Source organism: Kitasatospora sp. NPDC034035 (assembly GCF_055575755.1).
Map to the genome: position 1 here is coordinate 54364 of NZ_JBVISA010000024.1, position 11654 is coordinate 66017.

Below are 11654 nucleotides of genomic sequence, written 5' to 3' on the forward strand. Positions count from 1 at the left end.
CGGAGGGTTTGATTGAATCGAAGGGAAACGCCCCCCGGGGCCGTCCTCAGCCCGCGTGGGAGTCGCGCAGCAGCTTCTTGTCCGGCTTGCCCACGGCCGTCAGCGGGATCTCGGCCATCACGTGCAGGGCCTCCGGTGCGTACATCCGGCCCTTGCGGGCCGTGACGTACGCGCGGATGTCCGCCAGTTCGGGCTGCTGCCCGGGTGCGGGGACGACGGCGACGTGGACGTGCTCCGCTTCCTGGGCGTCGCGCACCCCGTAGACCGCGCACCGGGCGATCGCCGGGTGGGTGAGGAGCAACTCCTCGACCTCGTCGGGGTAGACGTGCCCCCCGACCACGATGATCTTGTCCTTGAGGCGGTCGGCCAGGAAGAGGTAGCCGTCCTCGTCGAGGTAGCCGATGTCGCCGGTGTTCAGCCAGCCGTCGCGCAGGACCTCGGCGGTGAGGTCGGGCCGCTTCCAGTACCCGGCCATGATGGTGGCGGCGCGGATGTGGATCTCGCCCTGCTCGCCGGTCGGCAGCCCGGTGCCGTCGGCGGCCCGGATCACCACCTCGACGCCCGGGAGGGGCCGGCCGACCGGGACCCGGCTGCCGCCCGGCCCGATCCGGTCGTGCTCCTGCGGGGTGAGCACGGAGATCAGCTGTGCCTCCGACATCCCGTAGGCGCCCGTCAGGACCGGCCCGAACACCTTGAGCGCCTCGCGGATCCGGGTCGGCGAGGCGGCGCAGCCCCCGTACGCGATCTGCCGCAGGCTGGACAGGTCGGTCCGGCCGACCGCCGGGTGGTCGAGCAGCTGGTAGAGCAGTGGGGGCAGCGCCCAGAGGTCGGTGATGCGTTCGCGCTCGACGGCGGCCAGCACCGCGCCGGGGTCGAAGGAGCGCTGGAGGACCACCGATCCGCCATGGTGGAGCGTCAGGTCGCAGAGGACGCCCGCGAGATGGGCGAGCGGGGTGGCTGCGAGGAGCCGGGGCGCGCCGTCGGCGGGGTCGCTGCCGATCGGGGCGTCGAAGACGCGACGGTAGGGCCCGTGCAGGCTGCGGATGCCCTTCGGGATGCCGGTGGTGCCGCCGGTGTGGCGGATGCCCAGGTCGTCGTCGGGGCCGACTCGGACGGCGGGCGGCTCGGCGGGGTGGTGGGCGGACGCGGCGATGACGTCCGCGCCGATGGTCGACGGGCCGGGGCCGGGTCCCAGGGTGAGGACGGTCGGCACGTCGACGAGGGGGAGCAACTCGGCTGCGGTCGCGTACCGTTCGGCGTCCACGAGAAGGAGGGCGGTGTCGACGCTGGCCGCGATCTCGGCGAGGGTCGGCGCGCTCATGCCGTCGTAGAGGTTCACCACCCGCGCGCCCGCGAGCCCGGCGGCGTACCGGGCGCTCAACGCCTCGGGGGTGTTGCCGGTGAGCAGGGTGACGGTGGTGCCGCGTGCCGCGCCCCGGGCGAGGAGTTCGTGGGCGAGGCGGTACGTGGCGGCGGCGAAGTCGCCGGCGGTGATCACCGCACCGTCGGCGGTGGTGATGGCCCGTCGGTCGGGATCGGCGGCGAGGGACTGAAGGATCAGGGCGGGGGCACTGACGAACTCCGGTTCGCTGATGGCCACTTCTTCTGTGCAGTTCGCAACCATCTTCACAGCCTAACCCCATTCTTCGTGCCCGATGGAGTAGTTCGGTCCCCCGGGATTGGGAGGTCGGGCCGGGGCGGTCAACGACGGGTATCCGGACCGGCGGGGTCGGAGGGTTCAGAACGCCGCCGGCGGGCGGAGGGTGAGGTCGGTGACGGCGTCCCAGCGCTCGGCGGTCTCGCGGTCGGTGGGGACGCGGATGTCGCGCGGGCGGTCGTCGCGGAACACGGTGAAGGCCTCAAGTAGCCGGCGGCAAACGTGTGTTGGGCATCCAGTAGATCACCCGACGGTGGCCTTCCGGGCCTGGTTCCGGCAGTGGGCGAGGGCGAGTTTGATGCGGAAGTCGGGGCTGGGGGCGGCGGCGAGGAGTTCGCCGGCGGTGATGAGGGTGGTCCAGTAGGTGGTGGGGTCGCCGGTGCGGGGCATGGGGTGGGCGGCGGCCAGGGAGAGGTAGGCGGTGGTGAGGTTGCCGGTGGTGAACCAGCGGGCGAGGCCGTGCTGGTGGCCGGGGCGGATGCCGCCCATGGCGTCGATGGCGACCAGGAAGAGGTCGATGAGGGCGCGGTCGGTGTCGGTGAGGGTGACGGGGACGTCGAAGACGCCGAGGGCTTCGAGGAGTTCGCCGGTGTCGGCCTCGGAGTTGGGGCGGGGGTTGGCGAGGAGGGAGTGGTAGCAGTCGTTGAGGCGGCGGGTGGTCTTGGCGAGGGGGATGTCGAGGGCGAGGCAGACCGCCCGGGCCGACGGCAGAGGTTCGTTGCTGCGGCGGGCGAGGAGGGCGTAGACCTCGGCGGGGGCGGTGCCCTGGGCGAGGGCGTGCCGGGCGAGCGAGGCGAGGGGCGGCTGCATCGGCGGCACTCCTTCAGACGGTGGCGAAGGAGAAGGAGGGCGCGACCAGCGCCCAGACGAACTTGCCGATGCCGCCCGAACGCGGGCAGCAACCCCAGCGCTCGGCCAGCTCGTTGACGAGGAACAGGCCGCGTCCGTGCTCGTCGTCGAGGGTGGGGGAGTTGAGGGCGGGGCGTCCGGTGCCGGCGTCGTGGACCTCGATGCGCAGGCGGCTGCCGACGAGGGCGAAGCGGACCTCGATGAGACGGTCGGCGGGCGCGTCGGAGTGCTGGACGGCGTTCGCGAACAGTTCGCCGAGGAGGAGTTCGGCGACATCGCAGTAGCGGTCGCCGGCGGGGAGCGCGGCGAGGTAGGCGCGCAGGAGGTGGCGGGCGACCGGGGTCGAGTCCGTGCGGGAGTCCAGACGCACAGCGAACGTGCGGGGGCGGCGGGTAGCGAGCATGGCGAAGCACCTCGGGGGCGGAATGGGGGCGTACGAAAGGCGCGCAATCACGCTATGCATGCACATGATTGCGTTCCGGTGACAATCATCGAGGCTGCAGAGGTACGGTGACGCCAGATCGACGTGCGGGACGTGCGGAGCACAACTGGGGGCAGTCATGGCACAGCGGAAAACCAGGCGAGGGACGACGGCGAGCTCCGCGATCATGTTCGGCGAGGAGCTCAAGTACGCGCGCGAGGCGGCGGGCTACACGCAGGAGGAGCTGGGCAGGCTCCTGCACTGCGACCGGACGGTGATCTCGCGGACCGAAAGCGGCAAGCGGAAGCCGTCGGTCGAGGAAGTCGAGGAAATCGGCCGACTGTTGAACACGGGCGACCTGTTGATGCGGCTGTACAACCGGGTTGACTGGGACGCGCAGGTCGAGCACCCGGACTGGTTCCAGGAACAGGTGGACCGCGAGGCTGTCGCGATCGGGCTGCGGGTGTACCAGGACAGCGTGATCCATGGCCTGTTGCAGTCTTGGCAGTACGCGCGGGCGCTCTTCGACACTGGCGATGCGGCCGGCAAAACGGAGGAGATCGAGGAGCTGACCAGGGCTCGGCTCAGTCGGCAGAGTCGCTTCCTCGAGCCGGACGGGCCGTTGTTGCTGAATCGTTCTCGATGAGAGCGCCATCCGTACGGTCGTGGGCGGGCCGAGCGTGATGCGGTGTCAGATGGAGCACCTGCTGCGGGTGGCCCAGCTCCCGAACATCGTCATTCACGTGGCGCCGTTTGCGAATCGGCGGACGCTCATCAACACGGCTATGGTGTTGCTGGAGCTGCCGGACGGACAGTACTCCGTCTACTCGGAGAGTCTCGATCGAGGGCATCTGAGCGATGCTCCTGCCACCGTGGCCAAGTACCAGCGTCGATATGATCAGCTCCGGGCCGAATGTCTGTCAGAGAGCGACTCGCTTCGGCTGATCGCCGAGGCGCTGGAGGGTTTCAGAGATGATGAGCAACGAGCTCGCCGCAGCCGCCTGGCGGAAGAGCAGCTTCAGCGGAAACAACGGCGGGGACTGCATCGAGGTAGCCCCCGGATTCCCCGGCCTCGTCCCCGTCCGTGACTCCAAGGACCCGCACGGCCCGGTCCTTACCTTCCCTGACTCCTCCTGGGGGGCCTTCATCGAGGCGGTTCAGGCAGGCGACTTCCCGGTCGACTGCTGACCCGGACTCCAAGCGGCGCCGGCCCGGATCGCCGCACCGCTCGTGTCCGGCGGGCAAGGCCGGACGGCGGGCGAGCAGGCGTCGCCCGGAGGTGGTCAGAAGCACCCCTTGAGATGGTCTATGCTTAACCCATCACCCAGATGCGCGGGTGGCGGAATAGGCAGACGCGCTGGATTCAGGTTCCAGTGCCCGAAAGGGCGTGGGGGTTCAACTCCCCCCTCGCGCACAATGAAACACCGACGAAAAGGTGCTTCTCACAGCGACGAAAGTTGCTGAGGGAGGCACCTTTTCTCGTTGGGTTGCTGCTGGTTCGTCAGCGGTGCGGCTCGGCGTTCGCGGTCGTGAGCATGCACTTCGAGGTCGTGATCTCGTGCTTCCTGCGTGACGGGACGCCGGGCGGACGGCCATGTCGGCCAGTTCCGTGGGGAGGGCGAGTCCGAGCCGGCGGTGATCACGTGTCGAGGTGGCGACCGGCGGAGCAGGCGATCAGCAGCACCGTCACGGGCAGAACGGCTACGACATCCGCTTTCCGTATGCTGTTGTGACGCAGCGCATGGAATATCCCGAGCGGCAAGAATCCGATGGGTACGCCGAGGGATTGTCCGGGACGTAACCATTGGCCCTGTAGGGTCACTCTTCTCTGCCTCTCCGTGCAAACTCGCCGAATTCCGCCCCACTGACCCGGGTGAATTCTTCTCCTCCCATTCGGAAGATATGCGGGAAGGGCGTTCAGGTCGCTGAATCGGCAGGCCGAAAGAGCCGCCTGCGCAGGGTGGCCGTCGGGGTGCTCTGCCGCTCCCGACGCGCACCAGGCCACTCACCCGCCAGGCCACCCGCCAGGACGGGTTCCGGGAGCAGGCGCACCGGCGGGGGCGGCCGGCCCCCGTGTCCCGCCTCCGTGGCACGGAATTCCCGCGAGGTCAAACACCGGGTTCAGGAATTGACAGGGCACTTGGCGGCGTGCCTTCCCCCGGACCGTACTGAATCATCGGCCCGGCCACATCTGCAAAAATTGACAGAACGCTGGGCGGCATGCCCTCGACCGCGCCGGAAAATCGCCGACTGTTATCGGTCGACAGGGAATTGACACCCGCCTGACGGTTGTTTACGGTTCCGCTCGTCAGGTTTTCCGAACCGCATCCGAAGGTATTCATGACTGCATCCGCGTTGCCGAAGTTCGTCGGTGCGAACTGGAACATGCTCATCGCGCTCCTCGGCGCGGCTGGCCTGATGCCGGCCCTGCGCCCGGAGCGCAAGCCCGCGGCTGCCGGGGCCGATGCCCGGCCCGTCCGCGAGGGCCACGACGTGGGCACCCGCTGACGCCATGGGAACCAGGCAGAAACTCCCCGAGACGCGGTCGGACAGCCAGGCCACCTACCTGCCCGACCGGCACATGTTCGCCCTGTGGACCTGGGCCGACGGCGCCGTGGGGGCGGCCCCGCCGGTCGGCGACGTCGAGACCGTTCCCCTGGCTGTGCCGACGCCGGACCTCGGCAGGCTCAAGGTGTCCGACGTCGACTGCGTGCTGATCGAGCCGGACCGGCTCCTGACCGTGCCCCTCGACTCGCCAGGCCGGTCGGTGAAGGCCTGGCGGTCGTGGATCGCGGGCGGCGAGTCGGCCCTTCCGGTCGCCGCGCACGCGGTCCCCGACACCACAGGCGTCGCGGTGACGACGGCAGAGCACGCGGGCGGCGTCTTCCGCCGCACCACCTCGGTGGGGGTCGAGATGCGCACGGCGCTCACCGCCGAGCTGCGGCCCTACCAGGTGCGCGGGGTGAGCTGGCTGCGCGAGACCATCGAGACGCACGGCGGCGCGGTGCTGGCTGACGAGATGGGACTGGGTAAGACCCTGCAGGCCATCGGTTGTGTCGCCGGACGCGCCGAGAGGGCGCCGCAACTGGTGGTCTGCCCCACGTCGTTGGTGGGGAACTGGGCGCACGAGATCGCGCGGTTCGCACCCGGACTGCGGACCACGACCTGGCGCGGCGGGCCGCTGCCCGAGGTGGACAGCGGCACGGTGGTGCTCACCGGCTACCCCACGCTGCGCACGCACGGCCCGGCCCTGGCGGGGATCCAGTGGAGCACCGCGGTCTTCGACGAGGCGCAGGTCCTGAAGAACCCCCGTACGCAGGTGTCGAAGGCCGCGCGCACCATCGCGGCCGACGCGCGGATCGCCCTGACCGGAACGCCCGTCGAGAATCACCTCGACGAGCTGTGGGCCCTGCTCAATCTGGTCGCACCGCAGCTGTTCGCGAACCGGACGCAGTTCCGCCGTCGCTTCGTGCGGCCGATCGCGGACGGCTCCCCGGCCGCTTCGGCCCGGTTGCGCGGGGCCGTCGAGCCGGTCGTGCTGATGCGGAAGAAGTCCCAGGTCGCAGGGTCACTCCCAGCCAAGATCCACGCCGATCTCATCTGCGACCTCAGCGAGGAGCAGGAGCAGTTGTACGACCGGTTGCTGGACCAGGTCATCGACGACGGATTCGGCAGCGGCGCCCAGCGGCAGACCCGGGTGCTCGCGGTCCTGACGTCGCTCAAGCAGGTCTGCAACCATCCGGGCCTGATCACGGACGACCTCGGTGAGCTGTCGGGCAGGTCGGGCAAGCTCGACCTGTGCGCCGACATCGTGGCCAACAACCTGGAGAACGACTCGCCGACCCTCGTCTTCACCCAGTACCGGCAGACCGGTGAGCTGCTGGTCCGGCACTTCGCCGAACAGTTCGGGGTGAGTGCGCCGTTCTTCCACGGTGGCCTGAACCAGGAGCAGCGGGCCGACATCGTCCGCCGGTTCCAGTCCGACGACGGTCCGAAGGTGCTCGTCCTCAGCCTGAAAGCAGGGGGCACCGGGCTCACGCTCACGCGCGCGGCCGACGTCATCCACTTCGACCGGTGGTGGAACCCGGCCGTGGAGGCCCAGGCGTCCGACCGGGTCCACCGGATCGGTCAGACCCGCCCGGTCACCGTCACCACCCTGACCACCGGTACCACTGTCGAGGAGCACATCGCGGCCATGCACGACCGCAAGTCCGCGCTGTCGGACATCGCCGACACGTCCGGCGTCGCCGAGCTGGCCCGACTTGACGACGACCGTCTCATCGAGGTCCTGCGCCGGAAGCGAGTCAACTGACCATGGCCGACCACGACTACGGTTACACGAAGTGGGGCAAGGACTGGGTCCGGTTCGCCGAGTCGTTGCGCCAGACCCGTCCTGATCCCCAGCTGCCGAGCGCACGCCGCACGGCACGCGACGGGAAGGTCCGGATCACGTTCGACGACCGGACCGTGCGTGCCGTCGTGCACCGAGGTCGCGGCACCTCGGTAGTCACGATCGAGGTCGCGCCGATGTCCCCGGAGGCGGCGGCCGAGATCTCCCGTCAGCTGAGCGGCATCCAGCCCCTGCTCACCGACGACCTGTACCGCGCGCTCGCCGACGCGGGCCATCCGCCCGCGCCGGCCCTCGACAGCGTCGACTGCTCCTGCCCGTCCGCCACCCCGCGGTGCGTCCATGAGCTGTCCGTCTACTACGACATGGCGCGGCGCATCGACGACGATCCCCGCATCGCTCTAGACGTGCAGGGCTTCTTCCGCGCTTCGGCGGGCGGCGGCCGGGCGCCCACCGAAGCGCAGCGCTGGATCGCGCTCAACTCCCTTGATCCGGCCGCCTACTTCACGGCGGCCGATTGACCCGGCCGGCCTGAGGGCGACCTGCCGGTGAGCCGGCGTTCAGCGCCAGGGTGGGCGCCGGAGTCTGGTGAGGAGTCCCGGACGGGTGGCCAGGAAGCCGGCGAGGGCGGCGGCGGTGCCGACGGCTTCGGCGATCGCGGTGGCGGTCTTCTTCGGGTACCAGGCCGGCTCGTACATGTTCGGCAGCGGGCCGAGCGTGCCCACGTCGACGTGGCTGTACAGGAGGACGGCGCCGAGCGCGGAGGCCGACACGAGGAAGGCGAACGCCCACACCGCGCGCCGGCGGGCGGCGAGCAGGAGGAGCAGCGCGGCCAGGCAGGCCACGGCGGCTTCGGCCCGGAACAGCGTGCCCTGGGAGATGTCCGCGCCGTACGGGTCGTAGTCGGGGGCGAGCTCGGCGTGGATGGCGGCGTCGACGGCGAGCGCCGCGACCGCCAGGGCCTTGAGCAGCCAGACGGTCAGCACCCGGGGGCTGAGGGCGGTGCGGCGGGGGAGCGGGGAGATGGCCATGGTCGGCTCCTGTTACTGCTCGGTCGGCTGCTCGGTGGGCTGCTCCTGTGCTGCTCGGTCGGCTGCTCGGCGTGCTGCTCGGTGTGGCGGCGGGCGGGGAGTGCCGCCGTGTGCACGGTCACGGCACCAGCACCACCAGCACGGGCCCGGTGGCGAAGGGCACGGCGGCGCCGTCGGGCAGGGTGAACGACGTGCCCGCCGCAGGGTCCGGCCGGCTCCACCGCACGCTCCACACCCGGCCGTCGCGCAGCACCTCGGCCGTCCCGGAGCCGGTGGTGCGGGTGAACACCTCGTTGTCGGGGTGCCCGGCGTTGAAGTCGGTGAACAGGCCGGGAACGATGCCGACGTGCTGGGCGACGACGGTCGCGGTGCCGGACCAGGCCGGGCGGCCGTCCACGGCGACGTCGTACGCGCCGCCGTTGAAGCGCACGCCGATCGACGCGGCGGGCAGGTGCCAGGTCATGGCGGCGAGTTGGCTGCCGCCGGCGGGCGCGGCACCGAACGTGAAGCCGGGGGAGCGGGCGGGCACCGACGGGTGCGCGGTGAGGATCCGGTGCGGGTCGATGAAGGTGGGGTCGACGGCGCGGTCGGTGAACACGGCCGGGTCGGTGAACGGGGTGACGTTGCGCAGGTCGGCCGCGCCGAGGAGCGGGATGAGCCCGCTGATGGCGCCGCTGTAGGCGAAGTCGAGGTGCCCGTACTGCTGGAGCAGCGGGATGTCGGTCTGCCGGGCGGAACGCACCGGGCCGACCAGGGCGGGCAGGTGGTTCGCGTCGTACACGGCGAGGAACCGGGACTGGCCGCCCTCGACCTCGATCCAGTACACGATGTCGGCCGCGGCGAGCCCCTGGTGGATCGCCTGTACCCGGGCGCCGACGTTGTCGATCTTCACGGCGAGGGTGTTGCCCGCCGTGCCGACGTTGTCCAGCGGGTTCGACGGCGGCGGGTTCGACGGCTGCGTGGGTGAGGGCGGTGTGGGCGATGGCGTGGGTTGTGCGGGCGCGGGCTGGGTGGGCGCGGACTGTACGGGTTTGTGTCCCGGGCTGCCGCAGCCCTGGAGGGCGGCGAGCCCGGCGGCCGTCCCCGCCACCGCGAGCGCCAGCGTGACCTTCGCTCGGGCACGTGGGGCGTTCGCCGGTGCCCGGGTCGTGGTGCGGATCTTCACGGGGGCTTCCTTCCCGTGGGCGGGGCGGACTGCGAGCCCGCTCCCCGAAGCCGTCACTTACCGTTACGTACCGCAGTTCCGGATCGCTCAACCGGAGTTGCCCGAGCAGGTGTACGAGTTCGGGTGCTCCCTCGATCGGGGGAGGTCGGCGCCGGCGGGCACGGCAATACTGGCGACCATGATCAACGGAATTCGGCCGCTGCTGCGCGGCTCCACCTACACGGGTGTGCTGTTCGCCGTTCTCGGGGCGTTGGCGGGGTTGCCCCTGGCGCTCGTCGCGCTGGTACCCGCTGCCGGGATGCGGTCGGCTCCCTACGTGGTACAGGCGGGGTCGGCGCTGCTGCTCTGGGCCGTGCTGATCGGGGTGACCGGGCTGGCCGGGGGCACGCGGCGGGTGCTGGTCCGGGTGGCACGGCGGCTGCTCCGGGTGGCGGTGCCGGAGCCGGTGAAGGGGCCGCCGGGGGAGCGGTGGCGGACGCCGGTGTTCCTGGTGCTGCACGTGGTGTCGGGGTGGGTGGTGCTGTTCGGCGGCGGTGTGCTGCTGGTGATGGCGCTGTTCTTGCCCGGCCGGTACGCGGAGGGCAAGGCGCAGCTGAGCCTGTTCGGGTGGTCCAAGGACCTGGCGGCCGGCTGGCGTTGGGTGGCGGCGGCGGTCTTCCTGGCGCTGGCGCTGGTGCTGTTCGTGGCGGTGTCGGGGGCGCTGCGGTGGCTGGCGCCGCGGCTGCTCGGGCCGTCGCCGGCGGAGCGGCTGGCGCTGGCCGCCGAGCGGGAGCGGGCGCTGGCCGAACGCAACCGGCTGGCCCACGAGTTGCACGACTCGATCGGGCACACCCTGACCGCCGCCACCATCCAGGCCGCCGTCGCGGGTGAGGTGCTCGCCGTCGACCCGGTGGCCGCCCGGGCCGCCATGCGCAGCATCGAGGAGTCGACCCGCGCGGCGCTGGAGGATCTGGACTACGTGCTGGGGGTGCTGAGGGAGGAAGACTCGGGCACCGCGCCGACCCGGACCCTCGCCGACCTGCCCGAGCTGCTGGACCGGCTGCGCCACGCGGGCGCGGTCGTGGAGACGCAGACCGTCGGCGACCCGGCCGCCGTGCACGGCACGCTCTCCCGCGCCGCGTACCGGATTGTCCAGGAGGGCCTGACCAACGCGCTGCGGCACGGGGCGGGCGGGCCGATCCGGCTCCGGGTGGCGGTGGCGGCGGACGGGCTGGAGTTGAGCGTCGTCAACGGGATCAAGGCCGGGCCGAGCGGCTTCCCGACCTCCGGCCACGGCCTGACCGGCCTCGCCGAGCGCGTCCGCCTGCTGCACGGCGAGTTCGAGGCCGGCCCGGACGGCAACGGCAACGGCAACGGCGACGGCGACGGCGACGGCGACGCCCCGCGGCGCTGGCGGCTGGCCGTTCGGCTGCCGCTACGGTTGGCGGCGTGAGCAGCCCGCAAGCCCCCGTCACCGTTCTGATCGCCGACGACGACCCCGTGACCCGCAGCGGGCTGAGCACCCTGTTGGGGGCTCAGCCGGGCCTCGCGGTGGTCGGGCAGGCGGCGGACGGGGTCGAGGTCGTCGAGCAGGTGCGGCGGCTGCGGCCGGACGTGGTGCTGATGGACGTGCGGATGCCGCGCCGCAACGGGATCGAGGCGACCCGCGCACTGCTCGACGACAGCGCCGACCCGCCGAAGGTCGTCGTGATCACCACCTTCGAGAACGACGACTACGTGACCGCCGCGCTCAGCGCCGGAGCGAGCGGCTTCGTGCTGAAGCGGCGGCCCGTCCCGCAGATCGCCGAGGCGGTGCGGGTCGCGGCGGCCGGGGAGGCGATTCTCTTCCCGGCCGCGCTGCGCCGGATGGTGGCCGCCCGCCCGCTGAACTCGGCCGAGGCGCTGCCCAGGGCGGCGCTGACCGGGCGGGAGGAGGAGGTGCTGCGGCTGATGGCGACCGGGTTGTCGAACCCGGAGATCGCGGAGTCGCTGGCGGTGAGCCTGGAGACGGCGAAGACGCACGTCGGGAACGTGCTGACCAAGCTCGGCGCGCAGAACCGGACCCATGCGGTGGTGATCGCGTACGAGTCCGGGCTGGTCGTGCCCGGCCTGCAGGGTGCGTGAGGCTCGGGCTCTGGGGGCGCTGCCGAGCCCACGGCGTCCGGCCGTCGTCGTCCGGCCGTGTCGTCCGGTCGTCGTCGTCC

General features: G+C 71.5%; 13 protein-coding genes, 1 tRNA gene and 1 pseudogene. 9 read left to right on the forward strand and 6 right to left on the reverse strand.

The genetic code is table 11. The features are described from left to right. Nucleotides 1–46: 46 nt before the first annotated feature. The 3 genes from ACZ52J_RS29270 to ACZ52J_RS29280 all read right to left on the reverse strand — a co-directional run bounded on the left by ACZ52J_RS29270 (nucleotide 47) and on the right by ACZ52J_RS29280 (nucleotide 2909). Nucleotides 47–1600, reverse strand: coding sequence for an AMP-binding protein (locus ACZ52J_RS29270; protein WP_465623005.1), 1554 nt, complete (start codon nucleotides 1598–1600; stop codon nucleotides 47–49). Nucleotides 1601–1900: 300 nt separating this feature from the next. After that, nucleotides 1901–2467, reverse strand: coding sequence for a hypothetical protein (locus tag ACZ52J_RS29275; RefSeq protein ID WP_465623007.1), 567 nt, complete (start codon nucleotides 2465–2467; stop codon nucleotides 1901–1903). Between the two features lie 13 nt (nucleotides 2468–2480). Next, nucleotides 2481–2909, reverse strand: a complete 429-nt coding sequence (locus ACZ52J_RS29280; RefSeq protein ID WP_465623008.1) for an ATP-binding protein — start codon at nucleotides 2907–2909, stop codon at nucleotides 2481–2483. A 205-nt stretch (nucleotides 2910–3114) separates the two neighbouring features. On the opposite strand from ACZ52J_RS29280, the gene ACZ52J_RS29285 reads away from it, so the two are divergent. The 4 genes and pseudogenes from ACZ52J_RS29285 to ACZ52J_RS29300 all read left to right on the forward strand — a co-directional run bounded on the left by ACZ52J_RS29285 (nucleotide 3115) and on the right by ACZ52J_RS29300 (nucleotide 4341). After that, nucleotides 3115–3573 carry a Scr1 family TA system antitoxin-like transcriptional regulator gene (locus ACZ52J_RS29285; RefSeq protein WP_465623010.1) on the forward strand — a complete coding sequence of 153 codons (459 nt, stop codon included), beginning with the start codon at nucleotides 3115–3117 and terminating at the stop codon, nucleotides 3571–3573. Nucleotides 3574–3622: 49 nt separating this feature from the next. Then, nucleotides 3623–3820 (forward strand): annotated as a pseudogene (locus ACZ52J_RS29290) (Scr1 family TA system antitoxin-like transcriptional regulator); the annotation flags it as partial. A 79-nt stretch (nucleotides 3821–3899) separates the two neighbouring features. Then, nucleotides 3900–4115 carry a DUF397 domain-containing protein gene (locus ACZ52J_RS29295; protein ID WP_465623012.1) on the forward strand — a complete coding sequence of 72 codons (216 nt, stop codon included), beginning with the start codon at nucleotides 3900–3902 and terminating at the stop codon, nucleotides 4113–4115. Nucleotides 4116–4257: 142 nt separating this feature from the next. Next, nucleotides 4258–4341 (forward strand) — tRNA-Leu (locus tag ACZ52J_RS29300). 694 nt (nucleotides 4342–5035) lie between these two features. Here ACZ52J_RS29300 and ACZ52J_RS29305 read toward each other — a convergent pair. Continuing rightward, nucleotides 5036–5320, reverse strand: a complete 285-nt coding sequence (locus tag ACZ52J_RS29305) for a hypothetical protein (protein ID WP_465623014.1) — start codon at nucleotides 5318–5320, stop codon at nucleotides 5036–5038. Here ACZ52J_RS29305 and ACZ52J_RS29310 point away from each other — a divergent pair. The 3 genes from ACZ52J_RS29310 to ACZ52J_RS29320 are packed head-to-tail and all read left to right on the forward strand — an operon-like array spanning nucleotide 5313 to nucleotide 7796. Beyond that, nucleotides 5313–5435, forward strand: coding sequence for a hypothetical protein (locus tag ACZ52J_RS29310; RefSeq protein ID WP_465623016.1), 123 nt, complete (start codon nucleotides 5313–5315; stop codon nucleotides 5433–5435). The genes ACZ52J_RS29305 and ACZ52J_RS29310 overlap by 8 nt on opposite strands. 4 nt (nucleotides 5436–5439) lie before the next feature. Continuing rightward, nucleotides 5440–7239, forward strand: a complete 1800-nt coding sequence (locus tag ACZ52J_RS29315) for a DEAD/DEAH box helicase (RefSeq protein WP_465623018.1) — start codon at nucleotides 5440–5442, stop codon at nucleotides 7237–7239. A 2-nt stretch (nucleotides 7240–7241) separates the two neighbouring features. Beyond that, nucleotides 7242–7796, forward strand: coding sequence for a hypothetical protein (locus ACZ52J_RS29320; protein ID WP_465623019.1), 555 nt, complete (start codon nucleotides 7242–7244; stop codon nucleotides 7794–7796). 39 nt (nucleotides 7797–7835) lie between these two features. Here the strand turns inward: ACZ52J_RS29320 and ACZ52J_RS29325 are convergent, their stop codons facing one another. Then, nucleotides 7836–8306: a hypothetical protein gene (locus tag ACZ52J_RS29325; RefSeq protein ID WP_465623021.1), complete on the reverse strand. Its 471-nt coding sequence runs from the start codon at nucleotides 8304–8306 to the stop codon at nucleotides 7836–7838. Between the two features lie 118 nt (nucleotides 8307–8424). Further along, entirely contained in the window at nucleotides 8425–9471 is a 1047-nt protein-coding gene (locus ACZ52J_RS29330; RefSeq protein WP_465623023.1) for a DUF3048 domain-containing protein, read from the reverse strand. A 178-nt stretch (nucleotides 9472–9649) separates the two neighbouring features. Here ACZ52J_RS29330 and ACZ52J_RS29335 point away from each other — a divergent pair, with 178 nt between their 5' ends. Both ACZ52J_RS29335 and ACZ52J_RS29340 read left to right on the forward strand, forming a co-directional pair. Next, complete coding sequence (locus tag ACZ52J_RS29335) at nucleotides 9650–10903, forward strand: sensor histidine kinase (RefSeq protein WP_465623025.1); 1254 nt, start codon at nucleotides 9650–9652, stop codon at nucleotides 10901–10903. Then, complete coding sequence (locus ACZ52J_RS29340) at nucleotides 10900–11574, forward strand: response regulator transcription factor (protein ID WP_465623027.1); 675 nt, start codon at nucleotides 10900–10902, stop codon at nucleotides 11572–11574. The genes ACZ52J_RS29335 and ACZ52J_RS29340 overlap by 4 nt, the downstream gene beginning before the upstream one ends. The last annotated feature ends 80 nt before the right edge of the window (nucleotides 11575–11654 follow it).

Bases quoted from the DNA above. Each gene is read 5' to 3' on its own strand.
- ACZ52J_RS29275 (WP_465623007.1), bottom strand. From the start codon at position 2,467: ATGCAGCCGCCCCTCGCCTCGCTCGCCCGGCACGCCCTCGCCCAGGGC.
- ACZ52J_RS29280 (WP_465623008.1), bottom strand. From the start codon at position 2,909: ATGCTCGCTACCCGCCGCCCCCGCACGTTCGCTGTGCGTCTGGACTCC.
- ACZ52J_RS29285 (WP_465623010.1), top strand. From the start codon at position 3,115: ATGTTCGGCGAGGAGCTCAAGTACGCGCGCGAGGCGGCGGGCTACACG.
- ACZ52J_RS29295 (WP_465623012.1), top strand. From the start codon at position 3,900: ATGATGAGCAACGAGCTCGCCGCAGCCGCCTGGCGGAAGAGCAGCTTC.
- ACZ52J_RS29310 (WP_465623016.1), top strand. From the start codon at position 5,313: ATGCTCATCGCGCTCCTCGGCGCGGCTGGCCTGATGCCGGCCCTGCGC.
- ACZ52J_RS29305 (WP_465623014.1), bottom strand. From the start codon at position 5,320: ATGAGCATGTTCCAGTTCGCACCGACGAACTTCGGCAACGCGGATGCA.
- ACZ52J_RS29315 (WP_465623018.1), top strand. From the start codon at position 5,440: ATGGGAACCAGGCAGAAACTCCCCGAGACGCGGTCGGACAGCCAGGCC.
- ACZ52J_RS29320 (WP_465623019.1), top strand. From the start codon at position 7,242: ATGGCCGACCACGACTACGGTTACACGAAGTGGGGCAAGGACTGGGTC.
- ACZ52J_RS29325 (WP_465623021.1), bottom strand. From the start codon at position 8,306: ATGGCCATCTCCCCGCTCCCCCGCCGCACCGCCCTCAGCCCCCGGGTG.
- ACZ52J_RS29335 (WP_465623025.1), top strand. From the start codon at position 9,650: ATGATCAACGGAATTCGGCCGCTGCTGCGCGGCTCCACCTACACGGGT.